21 protein-coding genes and 6 pseudogenes are annotated in these 24923 nt (G+C 66.3%); 11 read left to right on the forward strand and 16 right to left on the reverse strand.

The window, feature by feature from the left end:
* Window positions 1–57: 57 nt before the first annotated feature.
* The 5 genes and pseudogenes from AC0IX7_RS06575 to AC0IX7_RS06595 form a co-directional block, all read right to left on the reverse strand.
* The gene (locus AC0IX7_RS06575; protein WP_471810915.1) at window positions 58–549 is read right to left on the reverse strand and encodes an ankyrin repeat domain-containing protein; all 492 of its coding nucleotides are present in this window, start codon (window positions 547–549) and stop codon (window positions 58–60) included.
* Window positions 542–1711: a glutathionylspermidine synthase family protein gene (locus AC0IX7_RS06580; protein ID WP_471810916.1), complete on the reverse strand. Its 1170-nt coding sequence runs from the start codon at window positions 1709–1711 to the stop codon at window positions 542–544. The genes AC0IX7_RS06575 and AC0IX7_RS06580 overlap by 8 nt, the downstream gene beginning before the upstream one ends.
* The gene (locus AC0IX7_RS06585; protein WP_471810917.1) at window positions 1711–1986 is read right to left on the reverse strand and encodes a PspA/IM30 family protein; all 276 of its coding nucleotides are present in this window, start codon (window positions 1984–1986) and stop codon (window positions 1711–1713) included. The genes AC0IX7_RS06580 and AC0IX7_RS06585 overlap by 1 nt, the downstream gene beginning before the upstream one ends.
* 100 nt (window positions 1987–2086) lie before the next feature.
* Window positions 2087–2452 (reverse strand): annotated as a pseudogene (locus AC0IX7_RS06590) (PspA/IM30 family protein); the annotation flags it as partial.
* 32 nt (window positions 2453–2484) lie between these two features.
* On the reverse strand, window positions 2485–2919 hold the full coding sequence (locus AC0IX7_RS06595; RefSeq protein WP_471810918.1) for a YjfI family protein: 435 nt from the start codon (window positions 2917–2919) through the stop codon (window positions 2485–2487).
* Window positions 2920–3154: 235 nt separating this feature from the next.
* Here AC0IX7_RS06595 and AC0IX7_RS06600 point away from each other — a divergent pair, with 235 nt between their 5' ends.
* The 3 genes from AC0IX7_RS06600 to AC0IX7_RS06610 are packed head-to-tail and all read left to right on the forward strand — an operon-like array spanning window position 3155 to window position 4896.
* Window positions 3155–3796: a DUF2491 family protein gene (locus AC0IX7_RS06600; RefSeq protein ID WP_471810919.1), complete on the forward strand. Its 642-nt coding sequence runs from the start codon at window positions 3155–3157 to the stop codon at window positions 3794–3796.
* 31 nt (window positions 3797–3827) lie between these two features.
* The gene (locus AC0IX7_RS06605) at window positions 3828–4241 is read left to right on the forward strand and encodes a DUF350 domain-containing protein (RefSeq protein ID WP_187502084.1); all 414 of its coding nucleotides are present in this window, start codon (window positions 3828–3830) and stop codon (window positions 4239–4241) included.
* Between the two features lie 10 nt (window positions 4242–4251).
* Window positions 4252–4896 carry a DUF1190 domain-containing protein gene (locus tag AC0IX7_RS06610; RefSeq protein WP_471810920.1) on the forward strand — a complete coding sequence of 215 codons (645 nt, stop codon included), beginning with the start codon at window positions 4252–4254 and terminating at the stop codon, window positions 4894–4896.
* Here AC0IX7_RS06610 and AC0IX7_RS06615 read toward each other — a convergent pair.
* Window positions 4847–5290 (reverse strand): glutathione S-transferase family protein, encoded by a 444-nt coding sequence (locus AC0IX7_RS06615; protein WP_471810921.1) that lies wholly within the window; start codon window positions 5288–5290, stop codon window positions 4847–4849. The two genes, AC0IX7_RS06610 and AC0IX7_RS06615, sit on opposite strands and share 50 nt — an antisense overlap.
* A gap of 2 nt (window positions 5291–5292) precedes the next feature.
* Window positions 5293–5472: a glutathione S-transferase N-terminal domain-containing protein gene (locus AC0IX7_RS06620; RefSeq protein WP_471810922.1), complete on the reverse strand. Its 180-nt coding sequence runs from the start codon at window positions 5470–5472 to the stop codon at window positions 5293–5295.
* 102 nt (window positions 5473–5574) lie between these two features.
* Between AC0IX7_RS06620 and AC0IX7_RS06625 the strand changes: the two genes are divergently transcribed.
* Window positions 5575–6990 (forward strand): dihydrolipoyl dehydrogenase, encoded by a 1416-nt coding sequence (locus AC0IX7_RS06625; RefSeq protein ID WP_471810923.1) that lies wholly within the window; start codon window positions 5575–5577, stop codon window positions 6988–6990.
* 136 nt (window positions 6991–7126) lie between these two features.
* Here AC0IX7_RS06625 and AC0IX7_RS06630 read toward each other — a convergent pair whose 3' ends face one another.
* Window positions 7127–7327, reverse strand: coding sequence for a hypothetical protein (locus AC0IX7_RS06630; protein ID WP_254685488.1), 201 nt, complete (start codon window positions 7325–7327; stop codon window positions 7127–7129).
* A gap of 99 nt (window positions 7328–7426) precedes the next feature.
* On the opposite strand from AC0IX7_RS06630, the gene paoA reads away from it, so the two are divergent.
* From paoA to paoC, 3 genes and pseudogenes are all read left to right on the forward strand, one after another.
* A complete protein-coding gene (gene paoA, locus AC0IX7_RS06635) occupies window positions 7427–8083 on the forward strand; it encodes an aldehyde dehydrogenase iron-sulfur subunit PaoA (protein ID WP_471810924.1) in 657 nt (218 codons plus the stop codon).
* Window positions 8080–9030 (forward strand): FAD binding domain-containing protein, encoded by a 951-nt coding sequence (locus AC0IX7_RS06640; protein ID WP_471810925.1) that lies wholly within the window; start codon window positions 8080–8082, stop codon window positions 9028–9030. The genes paoA and AC0IX7_RS06640 overlap by 4 nt, the downstream gene beginning before the upstream one ends.
* A gap of 5 nt (window positions 9031–9035) precedes the next feature.
* A pseudogene (gene paoC, locus AC0IX7_RS06645) lies at window positions 9036–11226 on the forward strand (aldehyde oxidoreductase molybdenum-binding subunit PaoC).
* A gap of 63 nt (window positions 11227–11289) precedes the next feature.
* Here paoC and AC0IX7_RS06650 read toward each other — a convergent pair.
* Complete coding sequence (locus AC0IX7_RS06650; protein WP_471810926.1) at window positions 11290–11955, reverse strand: Crp/Fnr family transcriptional regulator; 666 nt, start codon at window positions 11953–11955, stop codon at window positions 11290–11292.
* 97 nt (window positions 11956–12052) lie between these two features.
* Here AC0IX7_RS06650 and AC0IX7_RS06655 point away from each other — a divergent pair.
* Together AC0IX7_RS06655 and AC0IX7_RS06660 are read left to right on the forward strand one after the other, a co-directional pair.
* A pseudogene (locus AC0IX7_RS06655) lies at window positions 12053–12831 on the forward strand (class II aldolase/adducin family protein).
* A 54-nt stretch (window positions 12832–12885) separates the two neighbouring features.
* A complete protein-coding gene (locus AC0IX7_RS06660) occupies window positions 12886–13602 on the forward strand; it encodes a glutathione S-transferase N-terminal domain-containing protein (protein ID WP_471810927.1) in 717 nt (238 codons plus the stop codon).
* Between the two features lie 152 nt (window positions 13603–13754).
* On the opposite strand, the pseudogene AC0IX7_RS06665 reads toward AC0IX7_RS06660, so the two are convergent.
* Both AC0IX7_RS06665 and AC0IX7_RS06670 read right to left on the reverse strand, forming a co-directional pair.
* Window positions 13755–15421 (reverse strand): annotated as a pseudogene (locus tag AC0IX7_RS06665) (MFS transporter).
* A 49-nt stretch (window positions 15422–15470) separates the two neighbouring features.
* Window positions 15471–16934: a DcaP family trimeric outer membrane transporter gene (locus AC0IX7_RS06670; RefSeq protein ID WP_471810928.1), complete on the reverse strand. Its 1464-nt coding sequence runs from the start codon at window positions 16932–16934 to the stop codon at window positions 15471–15473.
* Between the two features lie 153 nt (window positions 16935–17087).
* Here AC0IX7_RS06670 and acs point away from each other — a divergent pair.
* Together acs and AC0IX7_RS06680 are read left to right on the forward strand one after the other, a co-directional pair.
* A pseudogene (acs, locus tag AC0IX7_RS06675) lies at window positions 17088–19042 on the forward strand (acetate--CoA ligase).
* Window positions 19039–19661 (forward strand): annotated as a pseudogene (locus AC0IX7_RS06680) (response regulator). The pseudogenes acs and AC0IX7_RS06680 overlap by 4 nt, the downstream one beginning before the upstream one ends.
* A gap of 176 nt (window positions 19662–19837) precedes the next feature.
* On the opposite strand, the gene AC0IX7_RS06685 reads toward AC0IX7_RS06680, so the two are convergent.
* The 5 genes from AC0IX7_RS06685 to AC0IX7_RS06705 form a co-directional block, all read right to left on the reverse strand.
* A complete protein-coding gene (locus AC0IX7_RS06685) occupies window positions 19838–20719 on the reverse strand; it encodes a sensor histidine kinase (protein ID WP_471810929.1) in 882 nt (293 codons plus the stop codon).
* Window positions 20680–21609, reverse strand: coding sequence for a sensor histidine kinase (locus AC0IX7_RS06690; RefSeq protein ID WP_471810930.1), 930 nt, complete (start codon window positions 21607–21609; stop codon window positions 20680–20682). The genes AC0IX7_RS06685 and AC0IX7_RS06690 overlap by 40 nt, the downstream gene beginning before the upstream one ends.
* Complete coding sequence (locus AC0IX7_RS06695; RefSeq protein WP_471810931.1) at window positions 21498–23093, reverse strand: SLC5/6 family protein; 1596 nt, start codon at window positions 23091–23093, stop codon at window positions 21498–21500. The genes AC0IX7_RS06690 and AC0IX7_RS06695 overlap by 112 nt, the downstream gene beginning before the upstream one ends.
* A gap of 149 nt (window positions 23094–23242) precedes the next feature.
* On the reverse strand, window positions 23243–23803 hold the full coding sequence (gene pnuC, locus AC0IX7_RS06700; RefSeq protein WP_471810932.1) for a nicotinamide riboside transporter PnuC: 561 nt from the start codon (window positions 23801–23803) through the stop codon (window positions 23243–23245).
* A complete protein-coding gene (locus AC0IX7_RS06705) occupies window positions 23800–24906 on the reverse strand; it encodes a phosphotransferase enzyme family protein (protein ID WP_471813772.1) in 1107 nt (368 codons plus the stop codon). Before AC0IX7_RS06705 ends, pnuC begins: the two co-directional genes overlap by 4 nt.
* Window positions 24907–24923: the final 17 nt, after the last annotated feature.

Raw genomic sequence — 24923 nt, forward strand, 5'->3', positions numbered from 1 at the left:
GGGCCCCGGCCTTCGCCGGGGTGGTAGCACTCGGTTGCTAGGCCGAAAATCGCGCCACTAACGCCGTGTTCCCCTGCGACACCGCCAGCGAGCGTACGGTGTTCCTGCCGAATCGGCGATCGCCGGGTCCGCGCCTTGCTCCAGCAACAGGTCGATGATCGCCGTCTTGTTGACCAGCGCCGCCATCATCAGCGCGGTTTGCCCGACGCCATTCCGCCGGTTCACGTCGGCGCCTGCGTCGAGCAGGATCTGCGCGATCTCGGTATAGCCCTTGAAGCAAACGCCCATCAGCGCGGTATTGCCGCGCGCGTCCGCGGCACCGTCGACCTTCGCGCCCGCCGCGAGCAAAGCCGCGGTGGCCTCGGCCTGTCCGTTGTAGCTGGCGATCACCAGCGGTGTGTAGCCCTTCGCGTCGGTCACCTCGATATCGACGCCCGCCTGCAACAGCGCCGGGATCATCTCGTCCCGCCCCGTCCGCGCGGCGTCGAACATCAGTTCGACCAGCCGTTCCATCGGCGGCAACGGGGGTAGGTCTCGCGCGTCAGTCATCATTCGCCTCGATGATATGCGGCACGAACCGCGCGAGATTGCGCGTCACGGCCGTTTCATCTTCCCGAACGCCGATCCCCGCGGCTTCGTTGCCGACCATCCACGCACCGATCACGGGATGGCGGCCGTCGAACACCGGTGGCGGTGCATAGGCCTGGCGGATCGCGCCCTCCGCGCCGTAGCCTTGGTCAAGGACCGCGTGGCCGCTTTCGCCGATCACCTCGACGTTCGCACCCTCGCGCGAGAACAGCGGTTTGCGCACATATTTCGGCCCGAGGATCTTCGCGGCGGGGTCGTCGTCGAAGAACGCGGGGAGCAGGTTCGGATGCTCGGGATGCCGCTCCCACAGCAGCGGCAGGATGCCCTTGTTCGACAGGATCGACTTCCACGCCGGCTCGATCCAGCGCACGTCGGCGCGCGACAGGTTCGGCGCGTACGGCTCGCGGAGCATGAACTCCCACGGGTACAGCTTGAATGCCGCCTGCACCTCGAAACCATCGGTGTCGATAAAGCGGCCGTCGGCGGCGAGGCCGATGTCCTTCATCTCGACGAACTTCGGCTCGATCCCGACCTGCGAGGCGAGATCCTCGAAGAACCGCACCGTCTGCCGGTCCTCGATCGCCGACGCATCCGCCGCGAAATGGACGAAACCGCCGCTCGGGAACAGCGCGCGGAAGCGTTCGCGCAGCTTGTCGAACAGGCTGTTGAACTGATCCGTCCCCGCCGGCAAAGCACCGCTGGCGAGCAGATCCTCCAGCCACATCCACTGGAACGTCGCGCATTCGAACACCGACGTCGGCGTGTCGGCATTATACTCGTAGAGCTTGGCCGGGCCGGTGCCGTCATAGGCGAAATCGAACCGCCCGTAGAGCGACGGCTGACGCGTCCGCCACGTTTCCGCGACATAGTTCCACTGCTCGCGCGGAATCGCGAGGCGTTCCATCAACTGCTGATCGCGGACCACCTCGTCGACCAGATCGAGGCACATCGCGTGCAATTGTTCCGCGGCGGGTTCGAGGTCATCCTCGATCTCCGCCAGCGTGAAGGCATACGCCGCGCCCTCGTCCCAATACGGTTCGCCATCCGTATCGTGATAGACGAACCCGATCGCGTCGGCCCGTTCGCGCCAGTCGCCGCGCGGGTCGACCGCGATCCGGCGCATCAGGAGTCCGACGTCTTGGAGTCTTCGCGCTGCTCGATCTGCAACGTCTGGCCGAGTTCCGGCGTCTTCGGTGCCGTCAGGCGCGCGAGCACGTCGTCCGCCGACGACTGCCCTGGTCCGATGCCCGCAAGCCGGAGCTTCTCGTCGAGATCGGCGCCGGTGCGACGGTCCTCCAGTTCGCCCGCGGCCTTGATCCGCTCGCCGCGGATCGCCTGACGCTCGCGAATGCGCGCGAGGCTGTCCGCCGCCGAGCCAAGCTTGTTGCCCGCGCCCATGCTGCCCGACGCGACCGATGCCTGCGCCTTCTGCACCGACCTCATTGACCTTGACGACTTCGACCTCGCGGCGGAGCTGTTCGATCTTGCGGTCGGTCTGCGCGACCGCGGTGTGGATCTGCTCCTCGGCGGCCCGCATGTCCTCGACCTGCGGGGTCTTCAGCGCGATATCCTGTTCGAGATCGGCAATCCGCTGCGCGACCTGGCGCGCGAGATCCATGTTGCCCTTCTCGACCGCGATCCGCGCCGAAGCCTCGTACTTGGTCGCCTGCGCGCGGAAGCTCTCGACCTCGGTCTCGAGGATGCGGCGACGCGCCACCAGTCCGGCGAGATCGTCGCGCGCCTTACCCTGCGCCTTGTCGGCATCGCGAATTTCCTGGTCGAGGATACGCAGCGCGTTCGCATCGACGACCGCCGCGCCCGCTTCGTGCGCGCCGGCACGACCGAGGGTGAAAGCTTGCTCCAGATGGCCATGCCAGTCTCTCCGTTTGTATCAGTTCAGGCGGCAGGAACCTGCGCGTGGCGCAGGTCGGTGGCCGCATCGATCGCATTTTCGGCAAGCGTGCGCAGTTCGATGATCACGGTATCGAGCGGGCTCGACGTCGCGAGTTCGCCGAACAGCTCGTAATAATCGCGGCCCTCGACGGTGCCGATCCCGAAGTTCGACAGCGGCACCAGCTTCTGCGATTTCAGCAGGAAGGTGTTGAACGCCAATTGGTCTTCCTGCTCGTCGCATGGCCACAGCAAGGTCGAGCACGCGATCTGCGCCTCGCTGACGTTGACGAACAGCTCGAGGTCGCCGTGGTGGTGCATCGTTACCAGCAGGACGGGGTCGGTGCCTTCCAGGATCCGCGCGGTGAATTCGCCGGCTTTCGCAGGCTCGGACGTGTCGAGCGCCGCCTTCAGGCTGCGGACGGTCCAGATGTCGGTCAATGCAAGAACTCCCGTGCTTGTCGCTCGCGGTGACACATAGGCGTTTCGCGAGCGCCTGCCACCCTCCCCACGTCCTCTTCCTTTCGTCATCCTGACGAAAGTCAGGACCCAGGGTAACCAACCGCAGCGTTTATGGCTCTGGGTCCTGACTTTCGTCAGGATGACGGGGTTGCGCTTTGCGAGCCTGCGCGCTTTGGCCTAAGAGGCACGCCAACCACAGAGACGCGAGGATTGCATGTTCGATCGCCTGTTCGGCCGCAAGCCAGCGCTTGACGGCAACGCCCTCCCCGTCGTCCGCAACGTGACGCTCGGGCGCACGGTGACGGTCGATCCGCTGGCATGGCGCCGGTTTGGCTCGGAACTGCTGTTCCCGTTCGACCGCGATACGCTGGTGATCGTCGCGCAGGGACTGATCGACCTCAACGAAGGCGGCTTCGTCCACCGTTTCTACACCGACGACGACATCATGTTCCAGGCGGTGTCGAACGACCGCGACGGGCAGGACGTCACCGATGTTACGCTGTTCGCGCCGTGGGACAGCAGCTATCCGTCGTCCGCCGCCGAGCGCCCGGCCTGGAAGAGCCGCCTCAAGGCGCGCGCCTTCACCGCCGAAGGGCTGCCCGACTATAGCCGCGCATGGTTCGGTCCCGAGACGAGCGAGCAAGAGCCGGTGACGTTCTGGGAGGAACTCCACGACGACCGCGACGGGATCGTCGACCGCCGCATCTTCCAGACCTGCATGCTGTTCAGCCGCGACCTGCCGGGCGACGACGGCCGCGAATTGCTGCTCGCGATCGACATGGAGACCGAGTCCGGTGACGTGTCGTTCGAGATCATGCTGGGCGTGGCACTGGAACTCGGCGAGTTCAGGGCCTAGCATCACGGACGAACGGCTCCGGGGAAATGCCATGATCGACCAATATAGCTTCGGCGCCAGCGCGCTCGCCTTCCTGATCGCGTTCGTCGCGGCGGGGGCGTTCACGATTCTCTTCAAGATCATCTTCCAGGCGACGACGCCGTATCACGAAAAATCGCTGATCCGCGAAGGTAATACCGCTGCCGCGATCACGCTGGGTGCGGCGCTGCTCGGGTATGTCCTGCCATTGGCGTCGGCGCTCACGCATACCGTCACGTTGCTCGAATTCGCGGTCTGGGCCCTGCTGGCAGGCGTAATCCAGATCGTCGCCGCGCTCGTCGTGCGGCGGCTGGTGATGCGCGACATCCACGACCGGATCGTTCGTGGCGACATTGCCGCCGCGACCTATATGGGGAGCATCTCGCTGTGCGTCGGCATCCTCAACGCCGCCTGCATGACGAATTGAGGAAGCATCGATGAAGCGTTCCAGAACGATCGTCCTGACCAGCCTGATCGCGGGATCGGGTGTCTCGCTGACCGCGTGCGACGGCGATGTCGGCGGCAAACCCGTCGAGGCGCAGAGCTATGCGTCGGTCGCGGAATGCCGTGCGGCGGGTGCGTTGTCGGCAGTCCAGTGCGATACCGCATTCGAACAGGCGAAGGCCGATGCCGCCAAGACCGCGCCCCGGTTCGAGGACAAGCAAACCTGTGAGGAGCAGTTTGGTGCCGCGCAGTGCGAGCCGCGCAACAACGGCAATGGCGGCAGCTTCTTCACGCCGCTGCTCACCGGCTTCCTGGTCGGGCAGGCGCTCAACGGCGGCTTCGGCAATCGCGGCGCGCCGATGTACCGCGACCGGAATGGCAATTATTATGGCGGTGCCGGGGGACGGATCAACCGCGACTATGTGACGGGCCGGACGCGTGTAGGCTCCGACGCCTTCACCCCGACCACGGCTAGGGCCCCTGCCCGCGTCCAGTCGCGCAGTTCGGTGATCTCGCGCGGCGGCTTCGGCGGCGGCTTCGGCGGGCGCAGCTTCGGGGATAACGCGGCCGTTACCCCTCGCTTTGCGGTTAGCGGCGGGCGGGCATCAGCGGGCCGCCGATTTCGGTCGCTGCGATGAACGCCGGACGGGCGCGCAGGCGATCGAGATACGCGGCGACGTCGGGGTGCTCCTTCAGCAATCCGGCGCTTTCGGCGATCGCGAGAATGTAGCACATCTGGATATCGGCCAGCATCAGCTGCTCGCCCATCAGGTAATGGCCGTCACCAACACCTGCGCCGATATAGTCGAGCGTCTTGGTCACCTCGGGCCCGGTGAACTTGGCGAGGCCGTCGGGCAGTCCGCCCATGCGCTTGCCGAGCGACGTCATCATGATCGGCAGCGATGCCGAACTTTCGACATATTGCAGCCACTCGTCGTGGATCGCGGCCGCGTCGCTATCGACCGGCGGCGAGAAGCGGCGGTTGCCATAGCGCTCGTCGATGTACGACAGGATCGGTGCGCTCTCGGCCAACGTCAATGTGTCGTCGACGAGGACGGGGCCTTGCCGAGCGGATGGATCGCCTTGAGTTCGGGCGGGGCGCGGAAGTTCTCGTCGCGCTCGTATTTGACGAGGTCGTATTCGATGCCGAGCTCTTCGAGCAGCCACAGGACGCGGATCGAGCGCGAGTAGTTCAGGTGGTGGAGCGTTAACATAAGCGTCCTTTGACTAGGAATGTGCTGCACCGCGGAACGGCCGGGCGGCATCGAAGGTTTCGTCGACCGTGGCTCCGGAATTCTCCGGCAACGGAGAGACGTATGACGAAGCTGACCTGCGACGTGGCGATCATCGGCGCGGGCACCGCGGGCCTCGCTGCCGAGCGGAGCGCGCGTCGCAACGGTGCGAAGACGCTGCTGATCGACGAAGGTTTTGGCGGCACGACCTGCGCGAGCGTGGGGTGTATGCCGTCCAAGCTGTTGATTGCGGCTGGAAACGCGATGCATGCCGTGAAGCACGCTGGGGTGTTCGGGGTCGAGGCATCGGGCAAGGTCGACGGCGTCGCGGTGATGACGCGGGTTCGAAAGGAACGCGACGCGTTCGTCGCCGGGGTCGAGGCTTCGATCGACAAACTGCCCGACGACGTAAAGATCGAGGCGCGTGCGCAATTCGCCGGCGCGACGGTCCTTTCGCTCGGCGATGGTCGCGAGGTTCACGCCAAGGCGGTGGTGATCGCGACGGGATCGAGCCCGATGATCCCCGCAATGTTCGACGCGGTGCGCGACCGCGTGCTGACCAACGAAAGCATCTTCGAACTGACGGACCTGCCGAAGTCGATCGGCGTCGTCGGCGCCGGCGCGCTCGGGCTCGAACTGGCGCAGGCGATGGCTCGGCTCGGGGTCGAGACGATGGTATTCGACACGGGCGAGACGATCGGTGGACTGAAGGACCGCCACGTGGCCGAGGCGTATCACGCGATCCTGTCGCGCGAGATTCTGATCCTGCTCGGCGTCGAACTCGAAGTGGCGCGCGAGGATGATGGCGTCGCGCTGTCCTGGGCGGGGTCGGCCACGGGACGGAAGCGCTTCGACTATCTGCTGGTCGCAACAGGGCGGCCACCGCAGATCAAGGGACTCGGGCTCGAAACGACCGGCCTCTCGCTCGATGAGCACGGGATGCCGGACTATGACTGCGAGACGATGCAGTGCGGCACCGCGCCGATCTTCATCGCGGGTGACGCGGATCATGACCGCGCGGTGCTGCACGAGGCGTCTTCCGAGGGGACGATCGCGGGGCGCAATGCGGCGAGCTATCCCGAGGTCACGCCGGGCACGCGGACGGTGCCGTTCGCGATCACCTTCACGCATCCCAACGTTGCGGTGATCGGCAAGATCGCCGCGGACGACGACGCGAACAGCGTGATCGGTACGGCCTCTTACGATGATCAAGGCCGAGCGAAGGTCGAGGCATGCAACGCCGGACTGGTGCGATTTTATGCCGATCGTCGCGATGGCCGGCTGACGGGCGCGACGATGGCAGGGCCCGCGGTCGAGCACAGCGCGCACCTGATCGCGTGGGCGATCCAGAGCGGCTGGACCGCGACCGAGGTGCTCGATCTGCCCTTCTATCACCCGACGTTCGAGGAGGGGATGAAGGGCGCACTGCGATCGATCTGTAGCGAGGTGCATGCCCCGACGCCGCCGGATCGCGACGACGGGTTTCTTCCGGGGACCTAATCCAATCCTCCCCGCCAGGGGAGGTGTCGCCGAAGGTGACGGAGGGGGAGGACACGGAACGGAGGTTGTCCTTTCCTCCCCACCCCGTCTGGCAAGTGCTAGCCACCTCCCTGGCGGGGAGGATCGAGGGGTGGCGCTATTCCTCCAGATCGAGATACGCTACGACGTCGTTCTCGGTGGCCAGATACAGCCCCGCCTGGACATCCTCCTCCTGTTGCGCGGCGATCACCAGCGCCTCCTCCAACGGGCCGTAGAACAGCGTCGTTGCCGCCCCGCCCTCGCCGCTGTCGTCGAGGTGGTAGAGCCGAACCGACACGCTGGAAGAGATCGTACGCATTCCAATACCTTGCTCAAAAGTTTTGCGGAACAAAACCGACACGGCCCGGCGCAACTTTGCCGCGCTTCGTCCGTTCGGGTAACAGATACAGGGGTTTATATGCATCACGATGAAACTTTTCCGGTGTCGCGCCGTGGCGTGATCGCCGGCGGCGTCGCGTCGGCCACCTTGGCAGCCGCACCCGTCGCGCAGGCCCAGACGCAGGACGAGGCACAGGGGACGACCCAACCAGCCCCGCCGACCATGCCGGTCACGCTCAAGGTCAATGGCCGTACGACGAAGCTGAACGTCGACACCCGCACTACGTTGCTCGACGCGCTGCGTGAGAATTTGAAGCTCAGCGGCACGAAGAAGGGCTGCGATCACGGCCAGTGCGGTGCGTGCACGGTGATCGTCGAGGGTCGCCGGATCAACAGCTGCCTGACGCTCGCGGTCATGCACGAAGGCGAGGAGATTACCACGATCGAAGGCCTCGGCACGCCCGAGAAACTGCACGCGATGCAGGCGGCGTTCGTCAAGCATGACGGCTATCAGTGCGGATACTGCACGCCCGGCCAGATCTGCTCCGCAGTCGCCACGCTCGGCGAGATCAAGGCCGGCATCCCCAGCCACGTCACCGGCGATATCGCTGCTCAGCCGACCGTCACCACCGACGAGCTTCGCGAGCGGATGAGCGGCAACATTTGCCGCTGCGGCGCCTATTCGAACATCATCGACGCGATCCACGACGTCGCCGGTACGGAGCGCACGGCATGAAGGCCTTCACCTACGAGCGGGCGACGTCGGCGAAGGAAGCCGCCAGCGCCGCGGTTCGCACGCCGGGCGCGAAGTTCATCGCGGGCGGGACCAACCTGCTCGACCTGATGAAGCTTCAGATCGAGACGCCGCAGCATCTGATCGACGTCAACGGCCTGGGCCTCGACAAGATCACGCCCACCTCCGAGGGCGGTCTCCGCGTCGGCGCGCTGGTCCGCAACACCGATCTCGCTGCCGACGCGCGCGTGCGGAAGGATTATGGCGTGTTGAGCCGAGCGCTAGTGTCCGGCGCGTCTGGCCAGCTCCGCAACAAGGCGACGACCGCGGGCAATCTGCTCCAGCGGACGCGGTGCCCGTATTTCTACGACACCACCAAGCCCTGCAACAAGCGTCAGCCCGGCAGCGGCTGCGCGGCGATCGGCGGTTTCAATCGCAACTTGGCTATCATGGGCACGAGCGAGGCATGCATCGCCACGCATCCGAGCGACATGGCCGTGGCGATGCGCGTGCTCGATGCGACCGTCGAGACGGTGAATGCCTCCGGCGAGACGCGGACGATCCCGATCGCCGAGTTCCACCGCCTTCCCGGCGCTACGCCGAACGTCGAGACGTCGCTTGCGCCCGGCGAGTTGATCACCGCGGTCACCCTGCCCAAGCCGATCGGCGGCACGCACATCTACCAGAAGGTGCGCGACCGTGCGTCCTATGCGTTCGCGCTGATTTCGGTTGCGGCCGTGATCCAGCCGGGTGGTCGTGGGCGTCTCGCCTTCGGGGGCCTCGCCCATAAGCCCTGGCGCGTCGAAGCCGCCGAGGCGCAGATGCCGAACGGCGCCAAGGCAACCGCGTCGGCCGTTCTCGCCGGCGCCCGCACCACATCACAGAACGCGTTCAAGCTGCCGTTGGTCGAACGCACCATCGGCGCCGTGTTCGAAGAAGCGAAGGCCTGACGCCCATGAAGTTCGACACCCCCGCCACGGCGAACCCGAGCGACCGCATGAAGGTTCTCGGGCAGCCGATCGATCGCATCGACGGCAAGCTGAAGACAACCGGCACCGCGCACTACGCTTATGAACGCAGCGACGTCGCGCCGGATGCCGCCTATGGCTACATCGTCGGTTCGGCGATCGCCAAGGGACGGATCGAGAGCATCAACGACGCCGACGCGAAAGCTGCGCCCGGCGTGCTCGCTATCGTCACCTACAAGAACGCCGGCACTGTCGCTAAGGCCAAGGCCCATACCGCGCGGATGCTCGCCGGCCCCGACGTCCAGCATTACGATCAGGCCGTGGCCGTCGTCGTCGCCGAGACGTTCGAACAGGCCCGCGCCGCCGCCAAGCTGTTGCGCGTCAACTACGCCCGGACGGCTGGCAGCTTCGATCTGGACGCGGTCAAGGCATCGGCAGCCAAGCCCAAGGACGGCAATCCCGATACCGCCGTCGGCAATTTCGCGGGGGCGTTCGCCAAGGCGGCCGTCAAGGTCGACGAGCAATATACCACGCCCGATCAGAGCCACGCGATGATGGAGCCGCATTCCACGACGGCCGCCTGGAAGGGCGACAAGCTGACCCTGTGGACGTCGAACCAGATGATCAACTGGGCGGTTCGGGACATGAGCGAAACCTTGGGCATGCCGAAGGAAAACATCCATGTGATGTCGCCCTATGTCGGCGGAGGCTTCGGCTCGAAGCTCTGGATCCGCAGCGATGCGGTGATGGCGGCGCTCGGGTCGCGCGCGATCGGCGGGCGTCCGGTGAAGCTGGCGCTCGCGCGTCCTCAGGTGATGAACAACACCACGCATCGCCCTGCGACCATCCAGCGACTCCGCATCGGCGCGCAGAAGGACGGCAAGATCACCGCGATCGCTCATGAAAGCTGGTCGGGCGATCTGCCGGGTGGCGGTCCCGAGACCGCGCCGAACGCGACCCGGCTGCTCTACGCCGGCGCCAACCGCATGACCGCGACGCGTCTTGCCGTGCTGGATCTTCCCGAGGGTAACGCGATGCGCGCGCCGGGCGAGGCCGTCGGCCTGCTCGCGCTCGAGGCGGCGATGGACGAGCTTGCCGAGAAGCTGAAGATGGACCCGGTCCAGCTGCGCATCATCAACGATACGCAGGTCGATCCGGAAAGCCGTCGCGCCAGTTCTCGCAGCGGGACCTCGTCGGCTGCCTGAAGACTGGCGCTGAGCGCTTCGGCTGGAACAAGCGCAATCCCGTCCCTGGTCAGGTCCGCGACGGTCGTTGGCTGGTCGGTATGGGCATGGCATCGGCGTTTCGCGACAACGTCACGATGAAGTCGGGCGCGCGCGTCGGCATCGACAAGAAGGGCGTCGTGACCGTCGCCACCGACATGACGGACATCGGCACCGGCAGCTACACGATCATTGCGCAGACCGCCGCTGAGATGATGGGCGTCCCCGTGGACAAGGTCATCGTCCTGCTCGGCGACAGCAGCTTCCCGGCCTCGTCGGGTTCCGGCGGCCAGTGGGGCGGCAACAGCTCGACCGCTGGCGTCTATGCAGCGTGCATGGCGCTGCGAGACTCGGTTGCGCGGAAACTCGGGTTCAACTCGACCGACGTCGTGTTCGAGGACGGCAAGGTGAAGTCGGGCAACCGCAGCGTCTCGCTGTCGGAGGCCGCCGGCGATTCCGGCCTGTCCGCGGAGGACTCGATCGAGTTCGGCGACCTGACCAAGACCTATGCGCAAGCCACGTTCGGCGCGCATTTCGTCGAGGTCGGTGTCGACTCGGCGACCGGCGAGATCCGCGTCCGTCGCATGAGCGGCGCGTTCGCCGCGGGCCGTATCCTCAACCCGAAATCGGCCCGCAGCCAGGTGATCGGCGCGATGACGATGGGCGTCGGCGCGGCGCTGATGGAGGACGCGGTCGTCGACAAGCGCTTCGGCTATTTCGTCAACCACGATCTCGCCGAATATCACGTCCCCGCCCACGCCGACATTCCCATGCAGGACGTGTTCTTCATGGACGAACTCGACGAAAAGTCCTCGCCGATGAAGGCCAAGGGCATCGGCGAACTCGGCTGTGTGGGGTCGGCGCGGCGATCGCCAACGCGGTCTACAATGCGTGCGGCGTCCGCGTTCGCGAATATCCGCTGACGCTCGACAAGGTCATCGGCAAGATGGCCTGATCATAGGCTCCCCGGCGTCATGCCGAATGTCGCTGGGGAGCACATGCGGAATGCTGCGATCGACTATTCCGTGGCGATACCGTGCAACCCTGCCAGATCGAGTATCCGTATTCGGGCATAAGCGACCGCCACAATGCCTTCGCGCTCGAAGGTCTTCAGGTGGCGGTTCAGGGTTTGACGGGCGATACCGACAATTGCCGCAAGTTCGTCCTGCCGGATGATGACACTGCCATCGCCGGCGACCGAGGCGCGCAGGAGCGCTAGGGCCAGTCGCACGCGGATACTCTGGCCGATGCTGTTGGCGATGAACCGCAGCGCGGTGCGCTGATGCGCGCAAACCAGCAGCCCGAGATCGCGATACAATTCCGGTTTTAACGCGGCTGCCCGGGCGAACGCGGGCATCGGCACGTGGAGCAGGCGGGCGGATCCGAACGCCGTCGCCTCATGAGGGCGCGGCAGTCCATCGAGCGTTGACAACTCGCCGAACCAGGTCCCCGGCCGCACGATTAGCGCCAGCAATTCGGCGCCGTTCACGGACAGTCCCTTCAACCGCACCTGACCCTCCAGCACCGCCCACAGACCGTTTGGCGGATCGCCTAGCCCATAGATCCGTGCACCAGCCGCGAGCAGTTCGACCCGGGCCTCACGCAGCAACGCCTCGCGACGCTCCGCAGCCATGGTTTCGAACCACTGATCGGCTGCCAGCGCTTCGATGTCCAAATCGCCCATCGGATCATTTTTACCCGGTTCGGCGAGATTGTCACCATCGCGACATTCTTATCGCGCCGACTGCCGTATCCTTCGCGCAACGATAAGGAGACGGTTGATGGCCACGGCACTCAAGGCGATGGAAACGATACAGGATCAGGTATCCCCCGAAGAATGGGCGCTGCGCGTCGATCTGGCGGCGGCCTATCGGCTGGTCGCGCTCTACGGTTGGGACGATTTGATCTTCACGCATCTGTCGGCGCGCGTGCCGGGGCCCGATCATCATTTCCTGATCAATCCGTACACGCACATGTTCGAGGAGATCACCGCGTCGTCGCTGGTGAAGATCGACGTCGACGGTAACAAGGTCATGGACACGCCAGCGCCGGTCAACCGCGCCGGCTTCGTGATCCACTCCGCGATCCATGCCGGGCGCGACGATGCGGTCGCAGTGCTGCATCTCCACACCCCCACGGCCAGGCGGTATCGGCGATGGCGGAAGGTCTTCTCCCGCATACCCAGACCGCGATGATTGCCGGGCACGATGTCGCGTATCACGACTTCGAGGGCATCGCGACCGAACTGGAGGAGCGCGAACGGCTGGTCGAGGATCTTGGCACGAAGAACTCGATGATCCTGCGTAATCACGGCACGCTGACCGTGGGCGAATCCGTTCCGCAGGCCTTTCTTCGCATGTATTTCCTGGAGCGAGCGTGCGAGGCGCAGGTCCTGATGCTGAGCGCAGGCCGGGATAACCTGAACAGGCCGAACCAAGGTGTCGCCGAAAAGGTCGAGGGCCAGTCGAGCGGTCCCGGTATGCGGATGCTTGCCGATGGCCTTGCCTGGCCGGCGTTGCTGCGCAAGCTCGACCGCGTCAATCCGGGCTATCGCGACTGACGGACGCCTACGCCTCCCGTCAGGCGTAGGCGTCCGCGTTCCGCTAGATGGCGCATGGTCGCGCGTGCGATCGCCAGCATCGTGCCGGCGATCTCGAACGCGGCCATGCGCATGGTCACGCGGACCTTGGGGGCAGCCGATCGCTCGAGTTGCGCGTTCAGGCGGATCAATACGGAGAGACCAGCGATGAAACTCTATTACTCGCCCGGCGCCTGCAGTCTGGCCGACCACATCGCCTTGCATGAGGCAGGGCTGTCGTTCGACCACGAAAAGGTCGATCTGAAGACCAAGCGGACCGAAAGCGGCGCCGATTACACGGCGATCAACCCGAAGGGTTATGTCCCTGCGCTCACGCTCGACACGGGCGAGACGCTCAGCGAGAACATCGCGATTCTCGACTGGATCGCACACCAGGATACCGCGCTGAAGCCGACCGGGCCGATGGGCCACACGCATCTGATCGAAGCCCTGGCGTTCATTTCCACCGAGATCCACAAGAGCTTCAAGCCGTTCTTCGCCGGTGGCAGCGACGAGGAAAAGGCCAAGGCCGGCGCGGTCATCGTCAAGCGGATGACCTATCTCGCCGACACGATGGAGGGCGACTATCTGTTCGGTGCGGCGGTCAGCGCGGCCGACTGCTACCTGTTCGTGATGCTGCTGTGGGCAGCGAAGAACAAGCTGGATGCACCGGCGGCACTCGTCGCCTTCCGCGAACGCATGATGGCGCGCCCGGCCGTGCAAGAAGCGATGCGCCACGAAGGGCTCGTCTAGACCGGCGCGACGCCACATGGGGCTGCGGGCGTGGAGGAAGCGCCCTCACCCGCCCCGTAACATCCCGACCAGACGGCAAGCTGGAACGCAGGACGGCGCCGATCCGGTTCTGCCGGATCGACGCCGCCCTCGGAGCAAGTCTTCAGCTACGATCAGCCGTGCAGCGACCGGCGGAACGTTTCCGGCAGGAACACCAGGCCGACCAGCGCCGTCACAGCGCAGGCGAGGATCGGGTACCAGAGGCCGTAGTAGATGTCCCCGGTCGCCGCGACCATCGCGAACGCCGCCGTGGGGAGGAACCCACCGAACCAGCCATTGCCGATATGATAGGGCAGCGACATCGAGGTGTAGCGGATCCGCGTCGGGAACAGCTCGACCAACAGCGCTGCGATCGGGCCGTAGACCATCGTCACGTAGAGCACGAGCAGGACGAGGATCGCGATGACCATCGGCTTGTTGATCTGCGCCGGGTCCGCCTTTTCGGGGTAGCCCACCGCGGTCAGTGCGGTCTTCACTTCGGTACCGAACGTCTTGATAGCCGCCGCCTTTCGGGCCCCGAAACCACCGCCGGGTTGACGACCGGGATGGTCGCGCCGCCGATGTTGATCTGCGCGACGGTGCCGGCGGGTGCGATCACGTTGGTGTACGAGATGCCCGCCTTTGCGAGATACGACTTGGCGATGTCGCACGAGCTGCTGTCGAACTTGTTCTTGCCGACCGGATCGAACTGGACCGAACACTCGTCGGGGTTAGCCACCACAGTCACCGGCGAATTGGCCTGTGCCGCATAGAGCGCCGGGTTGGCGGCCTTCGACAGCGCATGGAACAACGGCATGTACGTGAGTGCCGCGAGCGCGCAGCCGGTCAGGATGATCCACTTCCGCCCGATCTTGTCCGACAGCCAGCCGAAGAAGATGAACGCGGGCGTGGCGATCAGCAGTGCGATCGCGATCAGGATGTTGGTGGTCGGCCCGTCGACGCGCAAGTTCTTCTCGAGGAAGAACAGCGCGTAGAACTGGCTGGTGTAGAACACGACGCCCTGGCCGACGACCGCACCGAACAGCGCGATCAGCACGACCTTGAGGTTGCTCCACTGCCCGAACGCTTCTGTCAGCGGTGCCTTCGAGGTCTTGCCCTCGTCCTTCATCTTCTGGAACACCGGGCTCTCTTCGAGCTGCATGCGGATCCAGAGAGACACCGCCAGCAACGCGATCGAGACGATGAACGGGATGCGCCAGCCCCAGGCCGCGAACGCCTCTTCGCCGACCAGAGTGCGGACGCCGATGACGATCAGCAGCGCCGCGAACAGGCCGAGCGAAGCAGTCGTCTGGATGAAGCTGGTGAACAGCCCGCGTTTCTCATCGGGCGCATGCTCGGCGACATAGGTCGCGGCACCGCCGTACTCGCCGCCGAGCGCGAGGCCCTGCAACAGGCGTAATACCACCAGCGCGATCGGTGCGGCGACGCCGACCGAGGCGTAGCTGGGGAGCAAACCAACCAGGAACGTCGACAGGCCCATGATCGCCATCGTCACGAGGAAGGTGTTCTTGCGCCCGACGACATCGCCGATCCGCCCGAACACCAGCGCACCGAACGGGCGCACCGCAAACCCGGCCGCGAACGCCGCGAGCGCAAAGATGAACCCGGTAGTCTCGTTGACGCCCGAGAAGAACTGCGCGGTGATGATCGTCGCGAGCAGGCCGTAGAGATAGAAATCATACCATTCGAACACCGCACCCAAGGAAGATGCGATGATGATCAACGGCTGGCTCTGCTTCACGTGACCAAGGGGCGATGCGTCCCCGGTTGTCGTTGCCATGGCGGTATCCTCTCAGGTGGAGCGATGGAGATTCTGGAGCGTTGGGCAATCAGAACCCGTATTTGAATGCGAATTCGAGGCGGTCGAGCGCGCCGGTGTCACCCGAGACCAGCTCGCGGACGGCGTGGCGATATTCCACGCCGATGTCGAAGCCCTTGCCAGGCGACCAGAACAGGTTGCCCGCGCCGCCATAGGACTTGGCATTGGCCAGTCCCGTGACGATCACGCCGGCTGGATAATCGGCCGATTGGTAGCTGCCCATGACCGTCGAGTGGATCGCATCGGTCCAGCCGATACGGAACGCCGCGAAGGCCGCGAAATTGTCGATCCGCTCGAGCCGGGTCGCGGTGCCGCCGTAGATCGCGTCGGGGACGTATCCCAATCCCAGGTACCGGCCAATGCCTTGCCCGTAGGTCGCCATGAAGCGCAGGTCGTGACGCTTGCCGATGGGAATCTTGCCCGACCCGGAAACGCCCCAGCCGAAGGCGGTGTCGCCGCTGCCCAGCGTATCGGTGCGCAGCTCGCGCGCGATGCCGGCCAGCGCGAAATCGCCGAATGTCGGCTTCCAGTTCACGCGTGCCACCACGTCGGGCAGGCGATCGTCGTCCGTGTCGACCAGCGCCGCATTGGCCGGCAGCGCGGTCTCCGTCTCGGGGTTCTCGGCAGCGATCTGCAACGTCAGCCCGGGTCGCAAGGGAATGGAATAACGGACCAGCGCCTGGCGGTTGAACACCGTGCCATCCAGCGGACCGACGAAATCGGTCGTCTCCGGCAGCACCGCGATGTTCTGGAAGGTCGACCATTCCTGCCCGACCAGCAGGTTGCCATATTCGATGAAGCCGCGGCGGAAGGTGGGCGTGTAGGGATTGGTCGCGCGCTGCGCGCCGACCGGTGCCGTCGCGAGCGCGAAATCGAACTCCACAAGCGTCTTGATTTCGGTGCCGTTCATCGGGGTCGCCGTGCTGAACTGCAGGCGGGTCTGGCGCGCGGAAAGCAGCAGATCCTGGCTGGAGAACCCGCCACCGACCGGAATCTGCTGCGGCAGGAAGAACTCCTTGCCCAGCCCGCCGACCGCGACCTCGCCATCGCTGTAGCGGCTGGCAATGACGTTGAGGCGAACGAAGCCGCCCAGCTTGACCGTGGTGTTCCCGACGCGAAAACCGTCGGTCGGTGCCGACTTTGTCGCGGCAGGCCTGGCCTCGGCCACATTGGTCGCGCCGGGCGATCGGCCTGGCGACGCGGGTGCCGCGCTCATCGACGACGCGGTCATGGGATTGGCGGTCATGGGAGGCGCGCTCATCGGAGCCGCGTTCGTTGAGGTCGAGGCGATCGGTGCCGCAGACGTCGCGCGTGCCGCGGTCAACTCGCCGCGCAGATCCTGCACCGCCGCTTCGAGCGCCTTCAACCGTGTCTCGAGCTCGATCTCGCGTGCCGTCTGTGCCTGCGCCGTGCCTGGTACCAGCGCGGTACCGCTAAGCAACGCGGTCAAGGCCAGCCTCGTCTTGAATGCCATCGGTGTCATCCCCGTCTCCGCGCTCTTCCACTGGTCTTACGCGTGGAATGAGCGTCGTGATCATGGCGCATTGCGAACGCTGGGCCATCCCTTACTTTGGTGCGGGATGATCGCCCGAACGCGACCGCGTACAGCGCGGCAAAGGAGAGCCAGATGACCGAGGCCAGCTATCCCGTCCCCGCAGAATGGGCAAAGGACGCCCTGATCGACGCCGCCGCCTATGACCGGATGTATGCCGAGGCCGCGACCGATCCCGACGCGTTCTGGGCGAAGGAGGCCAAGCGGCTAGACTGGATCGTCGCCCCGACCAAGATCAAGGACACGTCGTTCGACGAGAGCGACTTCCACATCCGCTGGTTCGAGGACGGGCAGCTCAACGTCGCCGCCAACTGCGTCGATCGCCACGCCGACGCCCGCCCCGACGCGACCGCGATCCTGTGGGAAGGCGACGACCCCGACGAATCCCGCAAGATCAGCTACACCGAACTGCGCGACGAGGTGTCGAAGCTTGCCAACTGCCTGAAGGCGCGCGGCGTGAAGAAGGGCGACCGCGTCACCATCTACCTGCCGATGATTCCCGAGGCGGCGTTCGCGATGCTCGCCTGCGCGCGGATCGGCGCGATCCATTCGGTGGTGTTCGGCGGCTTCTCGCCCGAGAGCCTGTGCAACCGCATCCACGACTGCGACAGCCGCATCGTCATCACCGCCGACGAGGGTTTGCGCGGTGGCAAGACCGTGCCGTTGAAGGCCAATGTCGACGCCGCGCTCGACCACGGCGATCTCGCGGTCGAGGCGGTCATCGTCGTCCGCCGCACCGGTGGCGCGGTCACGATGACCGAAGGCCGCGACTATTGGTATCACGAGTGCGTCGAGGGCCAGTCGACCGACTGCGCACCCGAACCGATGAACGCCGAAGACCCGCTGTTCATCCTCTACACCAGCGGCTCGACCGGCCAGCCCAAGGGCGTGCTGCACACCAGCGGCGGCTATCTGGTGTGGGCGTCGATGACGCACGAATACGTCTTCAATTACCGCCCCGGCGAGATCTTCTGGTGCGCGGCCGATGTCGGCTGGGTCACCGGCCACACCTATTCGCTGTACGGCGCGCTCGCGAACGGCGCGACCACGGTTATGTTCGAGGGCGTGCCGAACTATCCCGATCACAGCCGGTTCTGGCAGATCGTCGATAAGTACCAGGTCAACATTCTCTACACCGCACCGACCGCGCTCAGGTCGCTGATGCGCGAGGGCGACGACTGGGTGACGCGCACCAGCCGCAAGTCGCTCCGCCTGCTCGGGTCGGTCGGCGAACCGATCAACCCCGAAGCTTGGAACTGGTATCACACCGTCGTCGGCGAAGGCCGTTGCCCGATCGTCGACACCTGGTGGCAGACCGAGACCGGCGGGCACATGATCAGCCCCTGCCCGGCGCGACCGCGCTCAAGCCCGGCAGCGCGACCAAGCCACTGTTCGGCGTTCTCCCCGAACTGGTCGACGCGGACGGCAAGGTCCTCGACGGCGCAGTCGAGGGCAATCTCGTCATCGCCGACAGCTGGCCCGGCCAGATGCGGACCGTGTGGAACGATCACGAACGCTTCTTCCAGACCTATTTCTCGACCTATCCGGGCAAGTATTTCACGGGCGACGGCTGCCGCCGGGACGGGGACGGCTATTACTGGATTACCGGCCGCGTCGACGACGTCATCAACGTCAGCGGCCACCGCATGGGCACCGCCGAGGTCGAGAGCGCGCTGGTCGCGCATTCGAAGGTCGCCGAGGCCGCGGTCGTCGGCATGCCGCACGACGTAAAGGGCCAGGGCATTTACGCCTACGTCACGCTCAACGCGAACGCCGAGCCGAGCGAGGACTTGCGCAAGGAGCTGGTCCAGTGGGTCCGCCGCGAGATCGGGCCGATCGCGACGCCTGACATCCTCCAGTTCGCCCCGGCACTCCCGAAGACGCGTTCGGGGAAGATCATGCGCCGCATCCTGCGGAAAATCGCGGAGAACCAGCTCGACCAGCTCGGCGACACCTCGACGCTGGCCGATCCCGCGGTGGTCGATGCCTTGATCGCAGGACGCGAGGAGGCCACTTCAGTCCCGGCATGACGCGCACGATCCTCATCGCCGACGACCACCCGCTGTTCCGCCAGGCGCTCAAACTGGCGGTCAGCCGCGCCGCGCCCGACGCGGTGGTGATCGAGGCGGGGCAGCTGTGCGAAGCGGTCGACGCGGTGCGCGGTGCCGAGCGGCTCGACCTGGTCCTGCTCGACCTGCGGATGCCGGGGTCGGAGGGATTTGCCGGCGTAGCACTGCTCCACGCCGAACGACCCGACACGCCGATCATGGTGATCTCCTCGGCCGACGAGGCCGAGGCGGCGCCCGCGCGCGTGCCTATGGCGCAATTGGCTTCGTTTCGAAGACCGCCGACCTCGCCACGCTGGAAAACGCGGTCGCCCGCGCGTTGGCGGGCGAACGCGACACGCCAACTGAAGGCGCGCCGGTCGACGAGATGTCCACCCGCGTCGCCAGCCTCACCCCCACCGAACTGAAGGTGCTGCTCGGCGTGCTCGCCGGCCGCCTCAACAAGCAGGTCGCCTTCGATCTCGGCATCTCGGAAGGCACGGTGAAAGGCCACATGACTGCGATCCTGCGGAAACTGGGGGTTCAGAACCGGACGCAAGCGGTGCTGGCGGCACGGGCAATGGACATCCACTTTGCCGACTAAGGCAGACCAGAACTACTCCGCCACCCCGGAGTAAGGACGACCCGCCCTTTAAATCCTCCCCCGCCAGGGGGGCGCCGAAGGCGACGGAGGGGAGGAACTTGCAACCGAGGTTTCCCTTCCTCCCCTCCGTCTGGCAAGAGCCAGCCACCTCCCCTGGCGGGGGAGGATTCAAGCGCTCAACTTCCCTGCGCCGCGGCCGCCGAAGCCTCCTCGATGAACCGCCACAGATCCGCGGGTTCAACTGGTTTGGTCAGCACGACCAGCCCCGTACACCGCACATCCTCCACCGCCGCACGGTCCGCGGTCACCAGCGCGATCGCCGGGGCCGGCGTCATCGCCCGCAACCGCGCGACCACGTCGAGCCCGTCCTCTTCTTCGTCCAAGTGGAAGTCGACCAGTGCCACATCCGGCTCCTCGTCCGCAGCCAATTCCATCGCCTCGGCGATCGTCGCGGCCAATAACGGCACGCACCGCCGCGCACGCAACGCCGCGTCGAGCGCCGCGAGGATCGTCGCGTCGTTATCGAGACACAGCACCCGCAACCCCGGCACCAGCGCGCGCGCCGCCGAGGGCGTCGGCAGCGGCACGTCGAACCCTGCGGGCGCAAGCGGCACGCGCACCGCAAACGTCGTCCCCCGCCCCGGCTCCGACCGTAACTCCACCGCCGCCCCGAGCAGACGCGCGATCCGCCGGACGATCGCGAGCCCCAGCCCGACGCCGCCGCCCGCGCTCCCCTTGCTCTCCAGCCGCTCGAACTCCTCGAAGATCCGCTCGCGGTCCGCCGCGGCGATCCCCGGCCCATTGTCGCGAACCTCGATCAGCACGTCGCCACCCCGCCGCCGCGCGCCGATCCAGATCCGCCCGTCCGCCGAATAGCGCACCGCGTTCGACAGGAAATTCTGCAGGATCGAGCGCAGCAAGGATCGATCGGTCGCCACGCTGAACGCGCCGGGATGCGACGCCAGTACCAGCCCCCGCTCGCCCGCCAACGGGCGGAACTGCGCCGCCAGTTCCTCGATCAGCGCCCCCAGCGCGAACCGCTCGACCTTCGGCACCACGCCCCCGCATCGAGCCGCGACACGTCGAGCAGCGCGCGCAGCAACGTGTCCGCCGAGCCGATCGCGCCATCGATCGCGCGCACCAGTTCGCCCTGATGCGGTGCCTTGCCTTCGTCCAGTGCAGCGCAGAACAGCCGCGCCGCGTGCAACGGCTGCAGCAAATCATGGCTCGCCGCCGCGAGGAACCGCGTCTTGTCGCGCGTCGCGGTCTCCGCGACCGCGCGCGCCTCGTCCAGCATCGCGTTCGACTGGGCAAGATCCTGCGTCCGTGCCGCAACCCGCGCCTCGAGGTCAGCCTGCGCCTCCTTCTCCGCGGTAATATCCGTGAAACTCTGCACGTACCCGCCGCCCGGCATCGGTCGTCCGACCATCTTGATCCAGCGCCCAGACGGCCGCTGCCGCTCGAAACTATGCGGCGTGCCGCGCGCGAGATGTGCCACCCGCCGCCCGACATGCGCCGCGATATCGCCGACCCCCTCGCGCTCGGCATTGTAGCGGATCAGGTCGGCGATCGAGCGACCGACCACGACATACCCCTCGGGATAGTCGAACATCTCGACATAGCGCGGATTCCACGCGACCAGCCGCAGGTCCGCGTCGATCACGCTAACCCCCGGATCGATCGTCTCCAGCGTTGCCGACAGCAACGTCCGCGAGAACCGCAGCGAGCGCCCGCGCTGGTCGAGGAGGCGTACCACGTCGCTGACGTCGATCGCCGAGCCGGCAATGCTCGACGCGACGATCTTCCGCGCCGACGGAGCACCGATGACGCCCGCGATCAGCCGCTCGGCCGTGCGTGCGGCGGGACCATCGATCGGCGCACGCAGGTCGGGCGACGCCACGCCGATCGCCTCCGCCTCGCCGTCGCCGACGAACCGCGCAACCAGCATCCGCAATTCGCCGAGCGTCGTGACGTGGTCGAGCGCGGCGTTCCCCGATGCCGCTCGCGCACGTGCAGCCCGGCCATAAGCGCGACGTTGACACCCAGGCTCCACACCGTGCCATTCACCAGCGGCGAGCCGATCCGCCAGCCGAGCAACGCATCCGGATCGAGCCAGCCGCGCGTGAACTGCGCCAGCATCGGGCCGATGCTCTCGCCGATCGACGGCAGCAACAGGCAGTAGATCCAGACGATCACCCCACCGATCAGCCCGGCGCGCGCCGCGGTATGATTGGCGAAGTTCCACCCGACCGTTGCGATCAGCGCAGGCGCGAACTGCGCGACGCCCGCAAATGCGATCAGCCCGATCGAGGCGAGCGGCAGGTCCGCGCCGAGGCTCCGGCCATACAGCAGCGCGACCGCGACGATCGCGGCGATGATCACCCGCCGGACGCGCAGCATACGCCGACCGAGCTCGCCCTCGCCCGCCTCGCCGTGCCGCCGGAGCAGCAGCGGCGCGAGCAGGTCGTTGGTCGCCATCGTCGACAGCGCGATCGTCTCGACCACCACCATCGCCGTCGCTGCCGAGAACCCGCCGATGAACGCGATCAGCGCGACGAGGTTCTCGCCCTGCTGCAACGGCACCGCGAGCACGTACAGATCGGGCTCGGCATCGCTCGGCAACAGCGTCATCCCTGCCAACGCCAGCGGCAGGACGAGCAGCGAGATCACCACCATGTACGCGATGAAGGGCCAGCGCGCTCGCGCCACCGCATCGGGGCCGCGCGCCTCGATCACCCCGACATAGAATTGCCGCGGTAGGCAAAGGATCGCCAGCGCTGACAACACAGTGCGCACCCAGAAGTCGGAGGTCAGCGCGCGCCAGGTAAAGCCCGACTCGAGCCGTGAGAGCGGTGCCGCCAGCGTCTCCGCCGGAACATCGACCAGCAACGCTACCGTGACTACGCCGAGCACGATGAAACACAACAGCTTGATCAGCGACTCCGCCGCGATCGCCGCGACCACGCCGGGATTGCGCCCCGCGACCTCGTACCGCCGCGCGCCGAACAGGATCGCGAACACCGCCAGCAGCAACGCGACGAACGTGCCGACCTCCGCCGAACTCCCGACTCCCGCGATCGCGCCGAAGCTCAGCGTCACCGATCGCAACTGAAGCGCGATATACGGCACCGACGCGAGCAACGCCGTCCCCGCGACGATCGCCGCAGTCCCCCGACTGCGCCCGTAGCGCGCCGAAATGAAGTCCGAGATCGAACTCGACCCTTCCTCGCGCGCCAGCCGCACCAGCCGTGCGAGAAACTTCGGCGCAAGCAGGAACACCAATGCCGGCCCGAGATAGATTGCGAGGTAATCCCAGCCGCGCGTCGCCGCGGTGCCGACCCCGCCGAAAAACGTCCAGCTGCTGCAATACACAGCCAGCGACAACGGATAGGCGATCCGCCCCAGCCGCTGCGACAGGCCCCGCCGGTCCACGACCCAGGCGATCCCGAACAGCAGGATGCCATAGCCGAGGATGGCGAGGATGACACTTGGCCCGACGATGGTGGCGCTCCGTTTTTCGCAGTCCGATGATGCTCCCTAGCACAGGATCGGCGGAGCGCTCGCGTCCACCGGTACGGTCGTCAGACTGTCGCCTCGGCCATGCGCCACTGCCGGTAGCCGATCACCGCGAGCGCGATCATCGCCGCGTAGAGACCGGCGGTCAGCGTCAGGCCTTTGACGAGAAACATGCCGACATAGAGGACGTCGACGACTATCCAGAGCAGCCAGTTGGCGGTGTGGCGGCGTGCGGTCCAATATTGCGCGACGAGGCTGAAGCTGCTGAGCGCGGCGTCCATCCAGGGCAATGCGGCATCGGTGTAGCGGCTCAGGAACCAGCCGATCGCGACCCCGCCGGCCGCGCCCGCGGCCAGGCCGGCGAGCGCGTGTGCGGGGCGGAGCGGCATCACGACGACGTCGCCAGTGGCGTCCTTGCCACGGGTCCAGGCGACCCAGCCATAGAGGATCGCGAGCCCGAACAGCGCTTGCAGGACCATGTCGGCATAGAGCCGGACGTCGAGGAACAGCTTGAAATAGAGCGCGCAAGCGATGAGGTTTACCGGCCAGCACAGCATGCGCCGCGTCGCGGTTAGCCATATGCCCGTGACGCTCACCGCGACCGCGACGATCTCGAACAGGGTCATTGAGAATGAGCTCCGGCTTCGATCGCGCGAAGGAAATCCTGCCCTAGGGTAGACAAAAACCACTCCGCGTGGCCGATCAGATACCCGTCCCAGGTGAGCGCGGCAGATGCCGGGTCTTCGACCACTGCGGTGAAGTAATCGATCTCCGACAGCGCGAACTCGAGGTGGACCAGCGGCAACACGCGCAGGACCGCGGCGATGGCCGCGCGACCGAGCGGCGCGGTGGTGGCGTAGCCCGCGAGCAGCGCCAGCGCCGCCTCCGGGTCGCCGATGTCGTCCGCCCCCTGCCCCAGGTCGAGCCAGCGAACGGCGGTGCGCTCGATCGCGGTGGCGATGTCGTGGACGGCGCAGGTGCGATCGGCGAGTCCGAAGTCGAACGCGGTTCGGACGCTGCCATCGTTCGCCCAGAGCAGGTTGGAAGGGTGCCAGTCGTTGTGTGTCCACAGGGGCGCCTGCTCGGCGAGCAGTTGAGCAAGCCCCTGCCCCAAGGCTTCGAACAGTCGTGCGAGTTCACGCCGCCAAGGCCGGGGAGCGAGGAATGCCGCCAGCGCGGGACGGTCGGCGACGTAGGCTTCGGCCGCAGCGATCGGATCGGCGGCGGGAAGGATGGTGAAGCTGGCAACCAGCGGCTGCGATCGGCGTGCCGGTGCGGTGAAACTGCGCGCCGCCTCGTGCAGCGTGGCGAGCGTCACCCCTGCGGCATGGGCATGCGCGTACGAGGCGAACGGCGTCCACGACAGGCGGTCGCGGTACAGGTCCGCGCCGGGCGCCGCGCGGTGCAGTTCGTACGACCAAGCGCCGCTCGCCACCGCCGTCGCGCCCTCCGCGGTCGCCATCACCTCGGGTACCGACACGCCTGCGCCAGCAAGGTGCGCGATGAACGCGTGTTCCTCCGCCAGCCCCTCGACCGTGCGGACGCTGCGATGGTGACGCTTCAACAGGAACGCGCCCAGCGTCGTATGCACCAAGGTCGCAGCGGAAAACGGCCGGGGAGAATGCCAGTGCAGCCCCGTCATCAGCACCCCCGGAAAGCGAACGAGTACCGCCTCGGCCTCTTCGGCAGTGATGGCGGGCCAGGTCGGCGCCTCCATCGCGGTGCCCATGCCGTGGACCAGATGCG

It is taken from the genome of Sphingomonas sp. AC411 (assembly GCF_979253035.1).